The 19,177-nt window shown below is 66.7% G+C and carries 19 protein-coding genes and 1 pseudogene; 19 read left to right on the top strand and 1 reads right to left on the bottom strand.

The window, feature by feature from the left end; all coding sequences use genetic code 11:
- Positions 1 to 6: 6 nt before the first annotated feature.
- The 10 genes from C7450_RS19030 to C7450_RS18985 are packed head-to-tail and all read left to right on the top strand — an operon-like array spanning position 7 to position 9,793.
- Positions 7 to 363, top strand: coding sequence for a gene transfer agent family protein (locus C7450_RS19030; protein WP_245449934.1), 357 nt, complete (start codon positions 7 to 9; stop codon positions 361 to 363).
- Positions 360 to 623 carry a rcc01693 family protein gene (locus C7450_RS19025; RefSeq protein ID WP_110376047.1) on the top strand — a complete coding sequence of 88 codons (264 nt, stop codon included), beginning with the start codon at positions 360 to 362 and terminating at the stop codon, positions 621 to 623. Before C7450_RS19030 ends, C7450_RS19025 begins: the two co-directional genes overlap by 4 nt.
- Positions 624 to 625: 2 nt before the next feature.
- On the top strand, positions 626 to 1,225 hold the full coding sequence (locus C7450_RS19020; RefSeq protein ID WP_110376349.1) for a phage tail tape measure protein: 600 nt from the start codon (positions 626 to 628) through the stop codon (positions 1,223 to 1,225).
- A gap of 9 nt (positions 1,226 to 1,234) precedes the next feature.
- Positions 1,235 to 1,870, top strand: a complete 636-nt coding sequence (locus C7450_RS19015) for a DUF2460 domain-containing protein (RefSeq protein WP_110376046.1) — start codon at positions 1,235 to 1,237, stop codon at positions 1,868 to 1,870.
- Positions 1,871 to 1,887: 17 nt separating this feature from the next.
- A complete protein-coding gene (locus C7450_RS19010) occupies positions 1,888 to 2,781 on the top strand; it encodes a DUF2163 domain-containing protein (RefSeq protein ID WP_110376045.1) in 894 nt (297 codons plus the stop codon).
- The gene (locus C7450_RS19005; RefSeq protein WP_110376044.1) at positions 2,778 to 3,221 is read left to right on the top strand and encodes an NlpC/P60 family protein; all 444 of its coding nucleotides are present in this window, start codon (positions 2,778 to 2,780) and stop codon (positions 3,219 to 3,221) included. Before C7450_RS19010 ends, C7450_RS19005 begins: the two co-directional genes overlap by 4 nt.
- Positions 3,221 to 7,123 (top strand): baseplate multidomain protein megatron, encoded by a 3,903-nt coding sequence (locus C7450_RS19000; protein WP_110376043.1) that lies wholly within the window; start codon positions 3,221 to 3,223, stop codon positions 7,121 to 7,123. The genes C7450_RS19005 and C7450_RS19000 overlap by 1 nt, the downstream gene beginning before the upstream one ends.
- 15 nt (positions 7,124 to 7,138) lie before the next feature.
- Positions 7,139 to 7,855, top strand: coding sequence for a DUF2793 domain-containing protein (locus tag C7450_RS18995; RefSeq protein ID WP_110376042.1), 717 nt, complete (start codon positions 7,139 to 7,141; stop codon positions 7,853 to 7,855).
- A gap of 22 nt (positions 7,856 to 7,877) precedes the next feature.
- Entirely contained in the window at positions 7,878 to 8,234 is a 357-nt protein-coding gene (locus C7450_RS18990; RefSeq protein ID WP_110376041.1) for a hypothetical protein, read from the top strand.
- An 11-nt stretch (positions 8,235 to 8,245) separates the two neighbouring features.
- The gene (locus C7450_RS18985) at positions 8,246 to 9,793 is read left to right on the top strand and encodes a phage head spike fiber domain-containing protein (protein ID WP_146227398.1); all 1,548 of its coding nucleotides are present in this window, start codon (positions 8,246 to 8,248) and stop codon (positions 9,791 to 9,793) included.
- A gap of 47 nt (positions 9,794 to 9,840) precedes the next feature.
- On the opposite strand, the gene C7450_RS18980 is transcribed toward C7450_RS18985, so the two are convergent.
- Positions 9,841 to 10,020 carry a hypothetical protein gene (locus tag C7450_RS18980; protein WP_110376039.1) on the bottom strand — a complete coding sequence of 60 codons (180 nt, stop codon included), beginning with the start codon at positions 10,018 to 10,020 and terminating at the stop codon, positions 9,841 to 9,843.
- Positions 10,021 to 10,120: 100 nt separating this feature from the next.
- Here C7450_RS18980 and C7450_RS18975 point away from each other — a divergent pair, with 100 nt between their 5' ends.
- The 9 genes and pseudogenes from C7450_RS18975 to C7450_RS18930 form a co-directional block, all read left to right on the top strand.
- Entirely contained in the window at positions 10,121 to 10,897 is a 777-nt protein-coding gene (locus C7450_RS18975; protein WP_110376348.1) for a glycoside hydrolase family 108 protein, read from the top strand.
- 443 nt (positions 10,898 to 11,340) lie between these two features.
- Entirely contained in the window at positions 11,341 to 11,637 is a 297-nt protein-coding gene (locus tag C7450_RS33615) for a PepSY domain-containing protein (RefSeq protein WP_146227396.1), read from the top strand.
- 57 nt (positions 11,638 to 11,694) lie between these two features.
- Positions 11,695 to 12,363 (top strand): response regulator transcription factor, encoded by a 669-nt coding sequence (locus C7450_RS18965; RefSeq protein WP_110376037.1) that lies wholly within the window; start codon positions 11,695 to 11,697, stop codon positions 12,361 to 12,363.
- 115 nt (positions 12,364 to 12,478) lie between these two features.
- Positions 12,479 to 13,861: an ATP-binding protein gene (locus C7450_RS18960; RefSeq protein WP_110376036.1), complete on the top strand. Its 1,383-nt coding sequence runs from the start codon at positions 12,479 to 12,481 to the stop codon at positions 13,859 to 13,861.
- Between the two features lie 476 nt (positions 13,862 to 14,337).
- Positions 14,338 to 15,444, top strand: a complete 1,107-nt coding sequence (gene ccmI / locus C7450_RS18950) for a c-type cytochrome biogenesis protein CcmI (protein WP_110376034.1) — start codon at positions 14,338 to 14,340, stop codon at positions 15,442 to 15,444.
- Positions 15,445 to 15,537: 93 nt separating this feature from the next.
- Positions 15,538 to 16,002: a cytochrome c maturation protein CcmE gene (ccmE, locus tag C7450_RS18945; protein WP_110376033.1), complete on the top strand. Its 465-nt coding sequence runs from the start codon at positions 15,538 to 15,540 to the stop codon at positions 16,000 to 16,002.
- Positions 15,999 to 17,975: a heme lyase CcmF/NrfE family subunit gene (locus tag C7450_RS18940; protein ID WP_110376032.1), complete on the top strand. Its 1,977-nt coding sequence runs from the start codon at positions 15,999 to 16,001 to the stop codon at positions 17,973 to 17,975. The genes ccmE and C7450_RS18940 overlap by 4 nt, the downstream gene beginning before the upstream one ends.
- Before the next feature lie 3 nt (positions 17,976 to 17,978).
- The gene (locus tag C7450_RS18935) at positions 17,979 to 18,512 is read left to right on the top strand and encodes a cytochrome c-type biogenesis protein (RefSeq protein WP_110376031.1); all 534 of its coding nucleotides are present in this window, start codon (positions 17,979 to 17,981) and stop codon (positions 18,510 to 18,512) included.
- 201 nt (positions 18,513 to 18,713) lie between these two features.
- Positions 18,714 to 19,177 (top strand): annotated as a pseudogene (locus tag C7450_RS18930) (hypothetical protein); the annotation flags it as partial.

The raw sequence follows: 19,177 nt of genomic DNA, 5'->3' as shown, positions 1-19,177 counted from the left end.
CCGGTGATGACCGCACGATGGGCCAACCGCCACCGGGGCGAGATCGAGGCCGAGCTCGATGGCCGGCGCCACGTCCTCTGCCTGACGCTCGGGGCGCTCGCCGAGCTGGAGACCGCCTTCGGCGCGGACGATCTTGCCATGCTCGGCCGCCGGCTCGCGGAGGGACGGCTGTCCGCCCGGGACATCGTCAGGATTCTCGGCGCCGGCCTGCGTGGCGGCGGCAGCACTCTCTCCGATGACGAGGTGGCGAGCCTGCCTGTCGCCGGCAATCTCGACACTTACGCGCGCTGCGTGGCGAATCTGCTCGCGGCCGCCTTCGGCGCGGCGAAGCCTCAGCCGGTTGAGGCCACCGCAAACCCTTGAGCGCCGCAGGACGCCGCCGAGCCGAGCCGTCGACGCCCGCCCCGCTGCCCTGGGACGCGGTGATGGCTTTCGGCCTCGGCGTCCTGCGGCTGGCGCCCGCTGAATTCTGGGCGATGACGCCGCGCGAGCTCGCCGCCGCCATCGAGGGGCACACGGGGCGCGGCTTGCGTTCCACTCCACTCGGCCGGGAGCGGCTCGCGCAACTCATGGCGGCCTTCCCTGATGAGGCCGGGCCGCACGACCTTGCAAAGGAGCGATGATCATGGCGGACAGCTACCTGCAGGCTGACGACGTCACGGCGCTGGCCGATGCCCGTGATGCCGTCAAGGACCTCGACAGCCTTTCACGCCAGTTCGGCCGGTCGATCAGCGATTCCTTCGCCAAGGCGGCGTCAGGCAGCCGCCAGTTGGAGGATGTGCTGCGCAATGTCGGCTCGCGGCTGACCGAGATCGGCCTGAAGGCCGCACTCAAGCCGCTCGGAGAGGCGCTCACATCCGGGCTTGAAAGCCTCGTGACGACGGGGGGGAGCTCGCTGCTTGGCGGGCTGTCGCTCAACGCCATGGGCAATGTCTTCGATGGGGGCCGCGTCAGGCCCTTCGCCACCGGCGGCGTTGTCGCGACGCCGACCTATTTCCCCATGCAGGGCGGTGTCGGGCTCATGGGTGAGAGCGGCCCGGAGGCGATCCTCCCCCTCGCGCGCGGAGCCGATGGCCGGCTCGGGGTCGCTGCTTCCGGGTCTTCGCCCACCACAAACGTCGTCGTGAATATCGCCACCAGCGACGCCGAAAGCTTCCGCCGGTCGGAGACGCAGGTCTCGGCCGCCCTTGCGCGCGCCGTGGCACGCGGCCAGCGCGCCCTGTGAGGAGCCTCCATGCCCGATGATTTCCATGACATCCGTTTCCCGCTCGATGTCGCCCTGGCCGCGAGCGGGGGGCCGGAATGGCGCACCGACGTCGTCACGCTCGGCTCCGGCCATGAGCACCGCAACGCGCGCTGGGCGCATTCCCTCCGCCGCTATGATGCGGGCTACGGCGTGAAGTCGCTCGACGCGCTGGCGGCGGTGCTCACCTTTTTCGAGGAGCGCCGCGGCCGTCTGTTCGGCTTTCGCTGGCACGACCGGCTGGACGGCAAATCCTGCGCCCCGTCGCTGACGCCCCAGCCCACCGATCAGGTGATCGGGCAGGGCGACGGCGCGCGCCTGGCCTTCCCACTCGTCAAGACCTATGGCGCGGTCCATGACCCCTATGTGCGCCGCATCACGAAGCCTGTCGCGGGTTCCGTGCGGGTTGCCATCGACGGTGTCGAGCCGTCCGCCGGAACCTTCACCTGCGACGCGGCCACGGGCGTTGTCACCTTCGCCACCCCCCCGGCGGCGGGGCAGGTCGTGACGGCGGGCTATGTCTTCGACGTGCCCGTTCGCTTCGACATCGACCGGCTCGAGGTGGATCTCGCTGCCTTCACGGCCGGCAGCATTCCGAAGATTCCCCTTGTCGAACTCAGCGGCTGAAGGACAGGAGCCATCCCATGCGCACGATCGATCCAGGGCTCGCCGGCCACCTCGCCGGCGGGGTGACGACCCTGTGCCATTGCTGGAAGCTGACCCGCCGCGATGGCGTCGCGATGGGGTTCACCGACCACGACCGTGATCTCACCTTCTCCGACGTCGTTTTCCGGGCCGGCACCGGCCTGGAGGCGGCCGAGGTCACGGCCGAGCGCGGCTTCGCGATCGGCGGCGGTGACGTCTCGGGCGTCCTGACGGCCGCGAGCCTGACCGAGGACGACCTCGCCTCCGGCTTCTACGATGATGCGAATATCGAGCTGTGGCTCGTCAACTGGGCGAATGTCACGGAGCGCCTGCTGCTGGATGTCGGCGCGACGGGCGAGGTGCGGCGTACCGAACATGCCTTCGCGGCGGAGGTGCGCGGGCTCATGCATCGTTACGGGGAGGAGCGGGGGCGCGTCTATCGCACCACCTGTTCGGCTGATCTCGGCGATAGCCGTTGCGGCATCGATCTCGACGATCCGGCTTTCGCGGCTGAGGTCGCGGTGACCTCGACCGACGGCCGCCTCGGCTTCGGATCGACGGATCTCGGAGGCTATGCGGATGGCTGGTTCACGGCCGGTCAGGTCCGCTGGATCGACGGTGCCAATGCCGGCATGCGCGTGGATGTGAAGGCGTATCGCGCGGTCACGGGGCGCGGCGAAGTCCTCATGTGGCAACCGGTGCCGCGCACCATCGTCGTGGGCGACCGGCTGCGCATCACCGCCGGCTGCGACAAGCGTTTCGCGACCTGCCGCGCCAAATTCGCCAATGCGGCCAATTTCCGCGGCTTTCCGCATATGCCTGGCAATGATTTCGTCGTGCGCTATCCGCTGCCGGGGGAATCGGGCCACGATGGCGGCAGTTTCTTCCGATGAGCGCGCCGCCGGCCCGTTCAGATGTCGTCGCGGCCGCGCGAGGCTGGATCGGCACGCCCTACCGGCATCAGGCGTCGCTGCGCGGTATCGGCTGCGATTGTCTCGGCCTGGTGCGGGGTGTCTGGCGGCAGCTCTACGGCGCCGAGCCCGAGGCGCCGCCGCCCTATAGCCAGGACTGGGCCGAAGCCGGCCGCCGGGAGATCCTGGCGGAGGCGATGCTGCGCCATTTCCAGTCGCACAATGGTGCCACGGCCCGTCCTGGCGACGTCCTTCTCTTTCGCTGGCGCGCCCATCTGCCGGCGGCCCATCTCGCCATCGCCACGGCCGGCGACCGCATGGTGCACGCCCATGCCGGGGCGAGCGTTGCGGAAGTCGCCATCGGCGCCTGGTGGCTCAGCCACCGCGTCGCAAGCTTTTCTTTTCCGGAGATCCAGGACTGATGGCCACACTCGTCCTTCAGGTAGCCGGCTCGGCCATTGGCGGCGCGATCGGCGGGCCGTTCGGCGCCATCATCGGCCGCGCCATAGGCGGGCTCGCGGGTGCGGCCATCGACACCGCGCTCCTCTCTTCGGGCGGCGGCACCCGCTACGTGGAGGGGCCGCGCCTCACTGACGTCCAGGGGTTGACCTCCACCGAAGGCGCCGGCGTCCCGCGCGTCTATGGCCGCGCCCGCGTCGGCGGCCAGCTCATCTGGGCGACGCGGCTCGAGGAGGTCGCCCATACGAGCGAGGCCAGCACGGGCAGCGGCAAACTGGGCAGTGGCGGCTCCACGGTGACGACCAATTACAGCTATTTCGCCAATCTCGCCGTGGGGCTGTGCGAGGGGCCGATTGCCTTTGTGCGCCGCGTCTGGGCCGACGGCCGCGAGCTCGACCAGAGCACCTTCGTCATGCGCGTCCACCACGGCCACGACGATCAGGACGCAGACCCGCTCATCGTCGCCAAGGAGGGGGCGGACAATGCACCGCGCTATCGCGGCCTCGCCTATGTCGTGTTCGAGCGTATGCCGCTCGAGGATTTCGGCAATCGCATCCCGCAATTCTCCTTCGAGGTTCTGCGGCCGGTATCCGGACTGGCCGAGATGGTGCGCGCGGTGGATCTCATTCCAGGAGCGAGCGAGTTCATCTATGAGCCCGCGGCGGTGTCGCAGGTTCTCGGCCCGGGCGTCACGCGTTCGGAGAACCGCCATCAGCTGTTCCGGCCGAGTGACGTCATCGCCTCCCTCGACGTGCTGCAGGCGCTTTGCCCCAATCTGGAGCGGATCGCGCTCGTCGTGAGCTGGTTCGGCGATGACCTGCGGGCGGGGCATTGCACGATCGCACCGCGTGTCGAGCGCCATCTGAAGTCCACGGAGGACCTCCAGTGGCGGGCGGCCGGGCTCGACCGTGTGTCGGCCGGCCAGGTCAGCCAGCTCGACGGCCGTCCGGCCTATGGCGGCACGCCGTCCGATGACGCGGTGATCAATCTGATCCGGACCATCAAGGCGCGCGGCTTCGAGGTCGTCCTCTATCCATTTCTGATGATGGACTTGAGCCCGGGCAACGACTTGCCGAACCCCTATGCGGATACGCCCGGCCAGCCGGCCTATCCCTGGCGGGGGCGTATCACCTGCCATCCCGCGCCGGGGCAGGCGGGGTCGCCGGACGGCACGGCCGAGGCGGGGGACCAGGTGGCCCATTTCTTTGGCGCGGCCTTGCCTGGTCATTTCACGGCGGGTGTCGATGCCGTGCTCTATGCGGGTCCCGACGAATGGAGCCTGCGTCGCCAGATCCTGCACTATGCGCATCTCGCCACGGTCGCCGGAGGCGTCGATGGCTTCATCATCGGCTCGGAATTCGTGGGGCTGACACGGGTCCGGCGCGGGGAGGGCCTTTACCCGGCGGTCGAGCAGTTGATCACCCTGGCGACGGATGTCCGCAGCGTCGTCGGGCCGGGCACCAAAATCCTGTATGCCGCGGACTGGACCGAATATGGCGCCCATGTCCGCGATGGCGGGGAGGTGCGTTTCCCGCTCGACCCGCTGTGGGCGTCTCCTGGGATCGACGCGATCGGCATCGATTTCTACCCGCCTTTCACCGATTGGCGTGACGGAACCACCCATCGCGACGCGGCCGAGGCCTATTCGATCTATGATCCGGACTACCTCAGACGCAGGATCACCGCGGGCGAAGCCTTCGACTGGTACTATGCCAGCGATGGCGATCGAGACGCGCAGATCCGGACGCCGATCACCGACGCTGACTATGGCAAGCCCTGGATCTATCGCGCCAAGGACCTGGTGGGCTGGTGGCAGAACGCCCATGTCGAGCGGGTCGGCGGGGTGGAAACGGAGACGACCGCGTGGGTGCCCCGCGCCAAGCCCATCTGGCTGACCGAGATCGGCATCCCGGCGGTGGACAAGGGCACCAACGGCCCGAATGTCTTCCCCGATCCGAAATCGTCGGAATCCGCCTATCCGCCCTATTCGCGCAGGGTGCGGGACGATCTCATCCAGAACCGGGCGCTGGACGCGCTGATCGGCTACTACGGCGGGGGCGATGCGGCGGCAAACCTGGTCTCGCCGCTGTATGGCGGGCCGATGGTCGATCCCGCCGGCATCTTCGTCTGGGCCTGGGACGCGCGGCCCTTTCCGGCCTTTCCCGATCAGGCGGATACCTGGGCGGATGGCACGAACTGGCAGAGCGGCCACTGGCTGACCGGCCGACTGGAGGGCCTGCCACTCGATCGGCTCGTCGCCCGTGTGCTCGATGATTTCGGGCTCCCGCCGGCCGCCGAGCTTGGGATCGACGGTTTTCTCGACGGTTATGTCGTCGAGCGTCCCATGAGTGTTCGGGCGATCCTGGAACCCTTGGCCGGGGCCTATGGCTTTGATGCGGTCGCCAGCGGGCTGGCCGTCCATTTCCGCGGGACGGGGCGGCGCCCCCTCCTCGTCCTGGAGCCGGGCGCCATCGTTCCGAACGATAGCGGCGCGGGTTTGGCCTTGCGCCGCGCCCAGGAAACCGACCTGCCGCGTGAATATCGCATCGGCTTTACCGACGGGGATCGCGAATACAGGCGCAGCGCTGCCGCGTCGCGGCGCTTGAGCGCCGGCAGCGCCGGCGAAGAGGGCAGCGATCTCGCCATCATCACCGGTCCGGCCGAAGCGCAGCGCCTGGCAGACCTTGCCTTGCAGGATGCCTGGATTGGCCGCGAGACGCTCGATCTCGGCCTGAGCCCCCGGATGGTCGGGGTCGAGCCGGGCGATCTCCTCGACGTGCCCGTCGGGAGCGGACGGCGGATCTACCAGGTCCAGCAGATCACGGACGGCCTCTCCCGGAGCGTCGGCCTGCGTGCCATCGAGCCGACGCTGCACGACGGCGCGGCACCCGACATTCCCCGCCATACGGCGCCGTCGCCGCCTGTTCCCGGGCGGCCGGCGGTCGTCATTCTGGATCTGCCGGTCGCGACGCAAAGCCCGCCGATGCTGCAGCATATGGCGGTCTCGGCCGATCCGTGGCCGGGGCGCGAGGTGGTCTGGCGGTCGGCCGACGGCACGAGCTACGTGCAACACGCGGTCACCCCGTTGTCGGCCGCGGTCGGCGAGACTTTGGATGTCCTCGCGCCCGGACCACTCTGGCGTTGGGACAACGCCAATGGGTTGATGGTGCGGCTCTGGGGCGGCGCCGTCACGAGCATCGCCGACACGGCGGCCCTTGCAGGGGAGAACAGCTTCGCACTGAAGGGCCCCGACGGGCTGTGGGAGATCCTCACGGCGGCGCGGGCGGAGATGGTCGGCGACGGTGTTTACCGCCTCAGCCGCTTTCTCCGCGGCCTCGGCGGCTCGGAGGACGCCGCGCGCCGCCCGGTGCCGGCGGGCGCGACCCTGGTGCGCCTCGACCGCGCGGTCTTCGGCCTCACCGACAGCACGGCCGACCTCGGTCGCACCTGGCACTATCGTGTCGGGCCGGTGGGCCGGGACCACGGCGATCCGCTCATGCGCGCGGTGAGCGCGACGGTAGGACGGCTGGCGCTGATGCCCTTTGCGCCCGTCCATGTTCGCGCGCGCCGGGTGGCCGGCGGGATCGTGATCTCCTTCATCAGGCGCAGCCGGATCGGCGGCGATGCCTGGGAGATCGCCGAGATCCCGCTCGGAGAGGAGGGCGAGGCCTATGAACTCGATATCCGCGACGGCGAGGATGTGAGGCGCAGGCTGACGACGGGTTCGCCCGCAGCCTTCTATCCGGACGCGGACGAACTGGCCGATTTCGGCAGCGTCCAGGCCACGCTGGCGCTCACGCTCGCGCAGATGAGCGCCGCTGCCGGCCGTGGATTTGAGACACGCGTCACCGTTCCCATCCTCTAGTTTCCGGATCGTTCCATGACAGAAACGCCCAATCTTGCGCTGCCGTTCATCGCGGCGGCGCAGGCGCAGAAACACGTCACCCACAACGAGGCGCTGCTGAAGCTCGATGTGCTCGTGCAACTGGCGGTTGAGGATCGCCATCTCGCCGGTCCGCCGTCCTCGCCGGCGGAGGGCGCCGCGTGGATCGTCGCGTCCCCGGCGACAGGCGCCTGGACCGGCCATGAACAGGAGGTCGCGGCGTTTCAGGACGGCGCATGGGCCTTCCTGACCCCACGCATCGGCTGGCAGGCCTATGCGCGGGACGAGGCTCTGCGTGTGACCTGGACGGGCACCGCTTGGACGGCGCCGGTGGGCGGCAGCGGTGTCGTCGCTGGTTCGAGCCACGGAGCGACGACCGGCTTCGCGATCGTCGAGGAAGACATCACGCTGACCGGCGCCAGCGTCACCTCAGGCATCGTCATTCCCGATCGCGCGATCGTGCTGGCGGTGACCGAGCGTGTCACCGAGGCGGTGACGGGTGCGACATCCTTCTCCGTCGGCCTTGCCGGGGAGCCCACGAAATTCGGCAACCTTCTCAGCGTAGCTCTCGGTTCGCACAACATCGGGGTGATCGGCCCCACCGCCTTCTACGCCGACACCGCCCTTCTCATCACGGCGAACGGCGGCGCCTTCACGGGCGGCAAGCTGCGCGCAGCCATCCACTATGCACATTTCGACGCCGCATCCCCCTGATCCCTCCATCGGGAACATCGCAATGAAGCTGGCACGCTACGATTTCACGGTGGTGCGCGGCAATAACCGCCCCATCACCTTCCGATTCAAGACGGGCGCGGTCGGAGCGGCAGAGCCGCTCGATCTCAGCGGCGGCGAGATCGTCCTGACGCTCGTCTCGCGCCTCGGCCTCCTCCGCAAATCCACAGGCGACGCTGATGGGCTCACGGTCATCCCGTCTGCCGGCGCGTTGACCTGGCAGCCTACCCTGGCCGAGTCACGCGCGATCCCTGAGGGGCGTCTCTCGACCTATGAGATCGAGTGGCGCCGCCCGGACGGCAGCCAATTCACCCTGCTGCGTGGCGCCATCACCGGCGTCGGCGGCCTTGCCGACGACTGAGGGAGGTCACCTTGTCCTGCGACAGCGAGCATATGTGCGACATTGACGGTCCGACCGTTCTGGTTCCGGACAGCGATGAGCCTCTGGTCATCGAGGTTGACGTGCCAGGGGCCCCCGGGCCAAGCGGGCCGCCAAACCAACTCTCGATCGGTACGGTCTCCACGGGCGCGGTCGCCGTCACGATAACAGGGACGGCGCCGAATCAGGTCCTCAATCTGACGCTGCCGGACGGAGGAGGCCCGAATACCGCCGCGGCAGCCGAACTCGGCGCCTCGCTTGCGGCTGTACGCGCGTGTGGCGTGACGCGGCGGCCGTGCCGTGTCCTCGACTTCGCCAATGGCGTCTTCTTCCTGCGGCACAGCTTGTCAACGGCATCCTGGGCAGCGATTGTCGCGGGCCTGGGCGCGACCTTCTCGCGCGCCACACCGGCTGCCTTCTGGGGGGAGGGCAGCGACCTGCAGGCGGCCGGCATCGACGCCCCGCGATTTGAATACCGCTTCAACAGTGGCATCGCGGACGGTCTGCTACTTGAAGGTGCGCGCACGAATGCCATTCGCAACAGCATTCTCACGGGCGTGGCGCCTGGCGTGATCGGCTCCGGCGGAGCCTGGCCGACCAACTGGCAGAATGGCGGCGCGAGCGGTCTCACCCGCACGATGTCCGCGCCATATCAGTATCGCGGGATGACCTGCATCGATGTCCGCTACGCCGGCACCGCGACGGATACCGGCGGCTATCCATTGATCTTTGAGCCGCCGTCGGTGATTGCCGCATCGAGCGGTCAGAACTGGACGATGAGCGCCTATCTCGCGCTCGTCGCTGGCTCGATGGCCAATATCACGAACTTTCGGTTCTATATCCCGCCACAGCCCTCCGGCGTCGCCGCAGCCTCCGCGTCGATTGTGCCGGAACTCACCAGCGAACTGAAGCGCTTCGCGTTCTCCTTCAGTTTCGCGACGGCGATCACCCATATCCAGCCGCGCTTCGCAATGAACCATGCGGTCGGGGCGGCGATCGATTTTACCCTGCGCGTTGGCCTGCCGCAGATGGAACTGGGGGCCTTTTCCTCCTCGCCGATCGCCACGGAGACCGGAGCGGTCGAACGCGGTGCTGACCATTTGCAGTGCCCTCGCCCAGGGCTCAGCCCTGTGAGCCGCATGCTCACCGCCCGCGCCGCCGGGGGAAAAGCGGGTGATCAGGTCTTGTGGCAGGCGGACGACGGAAGCGAGGCCAACAGCCATCGGCTGCTGCGCGACGCAACGGGCATGCTGCGCTACATCGTGACCACCACGGGCACGCCGCAGGCGAACCTGGCGCTTGGCAGCGTCGCGGATGGCGCCCTTTTCAAGGTGGCTGTTCGGGCCGCGCCGAATGATTTTGCCGGCTCGCTGAACGGCGGGGCAGTGGTGACGGACACGAGCGGCACCCTGCCGTCGATCACCACCGAACGCTGGGGCGGCGGCGCGGCGCCCGGTGTCGAATGGTGGGGAGCCCTGGCGAGTGAGGTCGAATTCAATGCGACGCTCGCCAACGCCGATCTCCAGGCGCTCAGCCTTTAAGGGGCCTCTGGCGGGCCCGCGGCGTCGGACGGAGACGCCGCCGCCTTCTACCAGCGCCGTTCGCCGAACGAATCGGTTGCGCGCTGGCGCGTCTGCACCTGGACATATTCAGGGACGCCCTCGGCACGCTGCTGGCGACGGAGCGCCTCGCGCTGCGGGTCGTTCGCGCAGCCGGCAACGGCCCAGGCGGCCACAGCGGCGCCGAGCGCCACGACGATCTTCAGCATTCTCGAACTCTCATGTTGGGCGAGGGAGGCATCCTGTCTCCGCTGTCCGCGCGACCGATCCATGCCCGCCGAAAGGCGGCATTTTTATGAGGAGCCGACCATGGTGGCAACCAACTTCCAAAGAGCGGTGGACCACGTGCTCGCCAGCGAGGGAGGCTATGTCGATCATCCGCATGATCCGGGTGGTGCCACCAATCACGGCATCACGCGGGCTACCCTGGCGCAGTATCGCGGTCGGGAGGTTTCAAAGGCGGATATGCAGGCGCTGAGCCTCGCCGAAGCGACCGCGATCTACAGGCAGAACTACTGGAAAGCGGTGCGGGCGGATGCGTTGCCGGGCGGCATCGATTTCGCCGTCTTCGACTGCGCGGTGAATTCCGGGCCGCGACGGGCTGTCCTTATCCTGCAGGAGACGCTCGGCGTAGCCCGGGACGGCATTATCGGCCCGGCAACCTTAGGGGCGGCCGGTGCCGGCGACCCGGCGGACATCGTCAACCGCTACTGTGCACTGCGGCTCGCCTTCCTCGGCCGTCTCCCGACACTCAAGATTTTCGGCAATGGCTGGCGCAAGCGTGTGGAATCCGTCCAGCGCAATGCATTGGCGCTGGCGACGTCGAACGCCTCTGCCGCCACGCCGTCGCAACCCCATTTCCCCGCAACCCTGGAGATCACGTCAATGGTCAATCTGCGCACTATTCTTCTCAGCCGTCCGATCTGGGCCAATCTCGTCGGCCTGGCCTCGATCATGCTTTCCCTGGCGGGGCTCGATACCAGCGGCCTCGACACGGCGGGATTCTCTGAATCGCTTCTCCAGGTGGTGGCCGGCGGAAGCTTCATCGCGTCCAGCCTCTTTCAGCTTCGCCGTCGCAACAGCTGATTGCTGCATTTGCAAGCAAGGGTCGAGGCGTGAGATGAATAGGGCAAATCGGTTCCGCGATGCGCTGCTGATGTTGGAGATCCATGATCAAGCTGCCACCCGTGGCCAAGTTCCCTGTCCTGTCCTGCGGGCCGTTCCTTCGGAAGCGGCTTCCGAGTGGGGTGAATTTGACCTTCGGTACCCGCTCGATGTCGGCCTCGAGACCGAATGTCCAATTCGAAAATTCCACGCGAATCATAAACATCCTGGTGGTTCTCTGTTTCCGACATTTGCTCTTGGGGCTGATACAAATGGGAGGCAAATGTCGGAAACGAACCACTAGGGCGAGCAACCTTTGGCGCCACGTCCTCGCTATCGTGGTCCTGCACCTCGCCGTCATTGGTGCGCCCGGGACGTCGCACGCGGCGTTCCAATGTCTTTCCGCCAAGGAAACACGGGAGGCGGTGGCCCAGAAACTGGTGATTTCCCCGGCCGCGGCGTTGCGCGCGGCGCGGGCATCGACGGGCGGGGGACAGGCGGTCCTGGCCCGCCTATGCCGGCGCGAAACCGGCTTCATCTATCAGTTCGCCATATTGCGGCCTGACGGAAAGGTGGTTCGCCTGACATTGGATGCCGTGACAGGCCGGGTCATGCGACGCCGGGAACAGGCGGGCCAGAAAAAGAGCGCCAGGCCGGTCAATGAGCATCTCCCGGATGCGGAAGCTCCCACAGAGAGAGCGCCCGGGAAGGCGAGCCTGTAAGTGTCGCGACGTTACAAAGGCGATCCGAAGCAGTGCCTTACCAGGTAGGACAAATCCGTGCGAATCTTGATCGTTGAGGACGACAGAGACATCAACCGCCAGCTTTTCGATGCGCTGACGCAAGCGGGATATGTTGTCGACAAGGCTTTCGACGGTGCGGAAGGTCAGTTCCTCGGTGAGACGGAGCCTTACGATGCGATCGTCCTCGACATGGGACTGCCCACCGTTGACGGCATTGCGGTGCTCCAGGCCTGGCGTGCGGCCGGCCGTACCATGCCGGTCCTCATTCTAACCGCACGTGATCGCTGGAGTGACAAGGTGCAGGGCTTCGATGCCGGTGCTGACGACTATGTCGCAAAACCCTTCCACATGGAGGAGGTGCTGGCGCGGGTGAGAGCCCTGCTGCGCCGCGCGGCGGGGCATGCGACGAGCGAATTGTCCTGTGGGCCGGTGCGGCTCGATACGCGTTCGGGGCGCGTCGTGGTCGACGGCGCGGCCGTCAAGCTCACCTCTCACGAGTACCGTCTCCTGGCCTATCTCATGCACCATACCGGTCGCGTCATCTCCCGCAGCGAACTGGTCGAGCATCTCTACGACCAGGATTTCGACCGTGATTCGAATACGATCGAAGTCTTCGTCGGACGTCTCCGGCGCAAGCTCGGCGTGGACGTCATCCAGACGGTCCGCGGGCTTGGATATCTGCTGCAGCCTCCCGACGCGGCATGACCAGTCCCGCTCATCGTGTTCGGCAGCCCATGCTGCACCCTGACGGCCTCTCGGCCACCGATCATCGCGGCGGCGCCGGACGGCCGGCGCTGCCCCCGCCAAGCCGACTGGTCTGATGCGCCGCAAGCTCTTCGCCACATTGCCGCCCCGCTCGATCGCCGCGCGCCTGCTGTGGTCGGGCGGGCTGCTGAGCATCATCATCCTCGCGATCGCCGGATCGGTTCTGTCCACGCTCTATCGTCAAACGACCGAGGGCGGTTTCGACGAACGCCTGAATGTCTATCTCACCGATCTCGTTTCGGATCTGGCTCTCCCCGGACCGTTCGATCGCAAGGAAATCGCCGTTACAGCCGAGCCGCGGTTCGATCTGCCTTTATCGGGATGGTATTGGCAGGTTGCCCGCATTGCCGGCGACGCGGAAATTCGCACGTCCCGCTCGCTGTTTGGGGGCCAACTTGCGGAACTGCCGACGAAGCGCGGTGAACAGGCCGGCGCGATCCGCAAAGCCTATGTCGCGGGTCCCGACGAGCGACAGCTGCGCACCATCGAGCGGGTGATCGATCTCGGCGAGGAAGGCAGCTACCGCGTGACCGTTGCCGCGCCGGCCGATGAAATCGATGCCGAAACGCGGCGTTTCGGAATTATCCTGGCGTTCACGTTCGTATCGCTCGGGCTCGCGCTGGCCGTCATCACGTTGGCTCAGGTCCGTTTCGGCCTGCGGCCGCTGGTGCGGCTGCGCAGTGCCGTTGGGGATGTGTGGCGCGGCGACGCGGCGCGTATCGAGGGTACCTTCCCGAAAGACATTGCCCCGCTGGCCGACGAGCTCAATGTGTTGATCGAGGCCAATCGCGAGATCCTCGAGCGGGCACGCACCCATGTCGGCAATCTGGCGCATGCGCTGAAAACCCCGCTCAGCGTCATCCTGAACGAGGCCGATGCAAATCGCGGCCCCTTGGCGGATACGGTGCGCGTGCAGGCCGCCATCATGCGCGATCAGGTGAGCTATTATCTCGATCGCGCGCGCGCGGCGGCGCTCGCGGGTGCCCTCGGATCGATCACCGAGATCCTGCCGGTGATCGAAGGGCTGCAGCGCGCCCTCGAACGCATCTATCGACAGCGCGATATTGCCGTCAGTATCGTCGTGCCGGCCGGTATCCGCTTCCGCGGCGAGCGGCAGGATTTCGAGGCCATGGTCGGCAACCTTATGGACAACGCCTGCAAATGGGCGGGGTCGCAGGTCGAGGTCCGCGCCGAGCTGGAGGCGAGCGGCGAGCGTTCCATGCTCGTCGTGACGATCGACGACGATGGTCCGGGCCTGGCGGCCGAGGCGCGCTCGGAGGTGTTGCGCCGCGGCCGACGTCTGGACGAGTCGAAGCCGGGCTCGGGCCTTGGTCTGGCGATCGTTGTGGAACTCGCCGGGCTTTATGACGGCTCGCTCAAGCTGGAGGATGCTCCACTCGGGGGGCTGCGCGCGATACTGACGCTGCCGGCCATCTAAGATACCCTATATCCCACGTGACGACGTTACGCGCGTTGATATGATAGGTATTGATGCTCTCTTGTCCAGTAACGGGTACAATATCGCCGCAAGAGCATTTTCGCGTTTCTCCGAATCGCGAAAATGCTCCATGTCTTTGTTTTAGCGCATTTTCTTCACGCGAACCGGTGTCCACTTCGCTCGAAAATGCTCTAGTCGTTGCCGTCGATGATTCAGCTTTTGCTTTCTCTTATCCGGATGGATCTTCACTATTTAAGGTTTCGGAACGAATTGGATCGCTGTGATACCCAGGCCGATCCATACGAGACCCTTCGGCGACGAGAATTGGCCCTCGACGGGATGCGCCATGGCGGGCTCGGCCGGTAGTCGCCTGCCTGTCGAGTAACAGCCTGATATCGCTCACAAAATGCCCCGCGACAGTATGTCGCCCGATCCTGCCCTGAAGTCGCCCGTCCGACTGCTGTACAGAAGACTGCATGGTGCTTTGGCTTCTCTTCGCTTCAATGATGGGCGCTGCGATCTTGGCAGTGCTCTGGCCGCTGTCGCGGCCGCTCGCTGCCGGCGGTCCGTCGACAGGAGAGAAGTCGTTCGTCAAAGATCAGATCCGCGAAATCGAACGTGATGTGGCGCGGGGCTTTCTCTCGCCGGCGGACAAGGACGTGGCGATTGCGGAAGTCGGGCGGCGCTTCCTCAGGACGGTGGCGGGTGGGCCGGCAAAATCACCGGCCCAGGGCGAACTCGCCCTGAGGCGCAGGCGCGCGGCTTCGGCTGTCGCCCTATCTATGATTCCGCTTGTCTCGCTTGCCTTCTACAGCCTGCGCGGATCCCCGCATCTGCCGGCTGCACCGTTGTCCGGCCGGCTGTCCGATTCGGCGCAGATGGATTTGCAGCAGGCCGTGGCGCGGATTGAGGCGCATCTCGCGAACGCACCGGACGATGGGCGCGGCTGGACGATCCTTGCGCCGATCTACGTCCGCATGGGCCGCGTGGACGATGCGGTTAAGGCCTATAGCGCGTCGCTGCGTCTGGAGGGCGACAACGCGGCACGCCGCGCCGACCTCGGCGAGGCGCAGGTGCTGAACAGCGGTGGGCTCGTGACCGCGGATGCCCTGGAGAATTTCAAGGCCGCGCTGGCGCAGGAGCCGCGCCTTGCGAAGGCCCGCTACTATGTGGCCTTGGCGGCCGAGCAGGACGGCCGTGTGGATGAGGCCTTGCGGTTGTTCCGCGCCCTGCGTGGCGATGCCGGGAAGGACGAGCCGTGGGTCCCGACCGTCGATACGCATATTGCCAGGCTCGCGCGCAATGCACCGGCAGACGCGATTGCGCGCTTGCCGGATGCGGAGCGCAATGAGGCGATCCGCGGTATGGTGGCCGGCTTGGCGGCGCGACTGGAAGCGGAGGGTGGCCGCATTGACGAGTGGGTGAGGCTCGTGCGTTCGCAGATCGTGCTCGGTGCACGCGCCGAAGCCCTCTCTGCGCTCTCGAAAGCAAGGGATCGCTTCAAGGATGACAAGGCGGCTCTGGCTGAACTGGAGCCTTTGGCGGAAGCGTTAAGCCGACCTTCAGGGGAGCAAAAGCCGTGACGCGCTCCGGGCGCCGAATGCCTCGTATACCCGCGACGTTGCATCACTCCGCGCGGCGCCCCAGAATATTCATTGCCATGATCGCGAGCGCCGATGACACGTAAGCAACGCCGCCTCACCTTGATCGCCGCCGGTGGCGCGATCATCGCCGTTGCGCTGGCGCTCGTCCTCACTGCCATGCGGGACACGATCGTCTTTTTCCGTGCGCCGAGCGATATTGTGACGATGGATATCAAGCCCGGCACGCGCCTGCGGCTCGGCGGACTTGTCGCCGAGGGCTCGATCGTGCGGGAGCCCGGCCAACGGGTCGTTTTCGTGGTCAAGGATGCCAATCACGCCATCACGGTAAACTACACAGGCATGCTGCCGGATCTCTTCCGCGAGGGACAGGGCGTGGTGGCGGAAGGCGTGCTCGGCCCGGACAGGCGTTTCACGGCCGACAGTGTGCTCGCCAAGCATGACGAGCGCTACATGCCGCGCGAGGTTGCCGACACCTTGAAGAAGCAGGGTCTCTGGCAACATACGGGCGATGCGGATCCGGCCGGAGCGACGCAATGATCGTCGAACTCGGCCATTTCGCGCTGACGCTCGCTCTTGCGCTGTCTCTTGTGCAGTTCATCCTGCCGCTCTGGGGCGCGCTCGCCAATGACGAGCCGCTGATGAACGTGGCGGGGCCCGCGGCTCTCGGGACGTTTGCGGCCGTGGCTTTTGCCTTTCTCGCGCTGGTGCACGCTTACGTCACGTCGGATTTCTCCGTCCTGAACGTCGTCGAGAACTCGCACACGTTGAAGCCCACGCTCTACAAGATCAGCGGCGTGTGGGGGAACCACGAGGGTTCCATGCTGCTGTGGGTCTTTATTCTCGCGCTATTCGCGGCGCTGGTCGCCACCGCACGTCACACGCTGCCGCTGCGCCTCAGGGCCCTGACGCTGAGCGTTCAGGCCTTGATCGCCGCCGCCTTCCTGCTGTTCCTTCTCGTCTCGTCCAATCCCTTCACGCGCGTCAATCCCGCGCCCTTCGAGGGCCAGGACCTCAACCCGATCCTGCAGGATATCGGGCTCGCGATTCATCCGCCGCTTCTCTACATCGGCTATGTCGGCATCTCGATTTCCTTCTCTTTCGCGGCTGCCGCCCTGATCGAGGGGCGCATCGATGCCCTATGGGCGAGGGCGGTGCGGCCCTGGACCTTGACGGCCTGGGTCTTCCTGACGCTTGGCATCGCAATGGGCTCCTACTGGGCCTATTACGAGCTCGGATGGGGCGGCTGGTGGTTCTGGGACCCGGTCGAGAACGCCTCCTTCATGCCGTGGCTCGCGGCAACGGCATTGCTGCACTCCACCGTCGTCATGGAAAAGCGTGATGCCTTGAAGGTCTGGACGATCCTTCTCGCCATCGTCGGTTTCTCGCTGTCGTTGCTCGGCACGTTTCTGGTGCGCTCCGGGGTACTGACCTCCGTTCATACCTTCGCGACGGATCCGGCGCGCGGTGCCTTCATCCTCGGCATTCTCGTCTTTTTCATCGGTGGAGCCTTTGCCTTGTTCGCCTGGCGCGCGCCGCTTCTGCGCCATGGAGGGCTCTTCGCGCCGGTATCGAGGGAAGGGGCGCTCGTCCTCAATAACCTCTTTCTGGCGACGGCCTGCGCGACCGTCTTCATCGGCACGCTCTATCCGCTCGCGCTCGAATCGCTGACGGGCGAGAAGATCTCGGTTGGCGCGCCTTATTTCGAGGCGACCTTCCTGCCGATCATGCTGCCGCTGTTGTTCCTCATCCCGATAGGCCAGACGCTGGCCTGGAAACGCGGGGAGCTGCTCGGGGCGGCACAGCGCCTCATGGGGGCTTTCGCGCTTGCCATCGCCGCCGGCCTGGCTGTGATCGCCATCACCGAAGGCGGCCCGGTCCTCGCCATCGTCAGCATCGGGCTCGGCTTCTTCATCATCTTCGGCGCCGTTTCCGATACGATCACGCGGTGCTGGCCGAAGGGCGCGCAGCTTGGGGTCGTCTGGCGTCGCGCCGTTGGCCTGCCCCGTTCGGCATGGGGAACGACCCTTGCCCATGCCGGCGTCGGTGTCGTCGTGATCGGCATCGCGGCCTCCGCCTGGAGTACCGAAGACATCACGCTGGTCAAGCCCGGCGGACGCGTTCAGGTCGGCCCCTATTCCCTGCGCCTGGACGGCGTTTTTCCCCGTGCCTTTGGCAATTATCGTGAGGAGGTGGCTCGCTTCATGGTCTCGCACCATGGCCGGGACATCGGCGCGCTGGAAGCATCGAAGCGGCTCTATACGACGCGTGGCATGCCCACCACCGAGGCAGGGATCATGACGATCGGCCTCGGGCAGCTCTATGTCAGCCTCGGTGACAACGAAGCCGATGGTGCCATCGGCCTGCGCGCCTACTGGAAGCCCTATGTGACCCTGATCTGGCTGGGATCCATCATCATGGCGGCGGGCGGCCTGTTGTCCCTCACAGATCGGCGCATCCGGGTGGGTGTGCCGCGTCGCCGTATACATGTCGCTGCTGTTCCGGCGGAGTGAGCGATGCGCGGTCTGTCGATTACAGCCCATTGCGCGCCTCATCGTGTGGACGGCGGGGCACGCTGCGCGAGAGGGGCATTGGCCTTGTCGATCGCCCTGCTGCTGGTCCTGGTCGCCGGCTTTTCGCCGGCGCGCGCCGTGGAGTTCGACGAAATCCTCCCAGACAGGACGCTGGAGGCCCGGGCCCGCGCGATCTCCTCCGGACTGCGCTGCCTCGTCTGCCAGAATCAATCCATCGATGATTCGAACGCGCCGCTGGCGCGTGACCTGCGTCTTCTCGTGCGCGAGCGCCTGAAGGCGGGTGACAGCGATGCGCAGGTGCGGGCCTTTCTTGTCGCGCGTTACGGTGACTTCGTGCTGCTGAAGCCGCCGATGACCGGGACGACCCTGCTGCTCTGGGGAGCGCCATTCCTCATTCTTGGCGGTGGCGCGGTCGCCATCGCCCTTGGCGTGAGACGCCGGCGCAGACAAGCGATCGCCGTTCCGCTCAGCGATGAGGAAAAGGCGCGGCTTAAGGCCGCTCTCGGCGCGGAGTGAGGCTATGGAGCCCTGAACGCGCATGCGCTGTCTGCCGCGCCGGCGTGCGATTGGACCTTACGAAGAATTCATGGGTTTGAGAGGGTGCTGTAAGGGGCGGTTTGTCATTGTCGGTTGTGAAGAGGGGCGCGATGTCCGCGCCCTGCGCATGGGTGCCCAGGGGGATCGGGCGTCTTTGCGAGCGTGACTGGAAAGACGATGATGATGGACAACAATTCGCAGGCCCCTGCCACGTCGGGGATGGATCGCCAGGCTGGAGCGGCCTCGCCGCGCACGAACCGTCGCAAGTCGCTGCTGCTGGGTGCGGTGGCGCTGGCGGCGCTGGGGACGGCGGGTGTGCTGCAGGGGATGGTGGCCCCGCCCTATGGCCCGGCCTATGCCCAGCAGATCGCGCCGGCCCCGGCGGTGACGGTGCCAGGCCAAGCCTCGTTTGCCGATCTCGTCGACCGGGTGAAGCCGGCGGTGGTCTCGGTGCAGGTCAAGGTGGCGATCGATAACGTCCGCAACGACAGTGGCATGCAGCAGTTCGGCGGCCAGGGCGACGACGGGTTCGGTGGTCCCGGCATGGGCGGTCCCGGCAACCCCTTCGAGCAGTTCTTCCGCCGCTTCGGTGGCGAGGGCGGGCCGCAGGGCGGCCGTGGCGCGCAGCCGCGCCGCTTCGGCGA

It is taken from the genome of Chelatococcus asaccharovorans, from assembly GCF_003201475.1.
GTDB classification, from domain to species: Bacteria; Pseudomonadota; Alphaproteobacteria; order Rhizobiales; family Beijerinckiaceae; genus Chelatococcus; species Chelatococcus asaccharovorans.
This window is presented reverse-complemented; position numbering and strand designations above follow the sequence as displayed.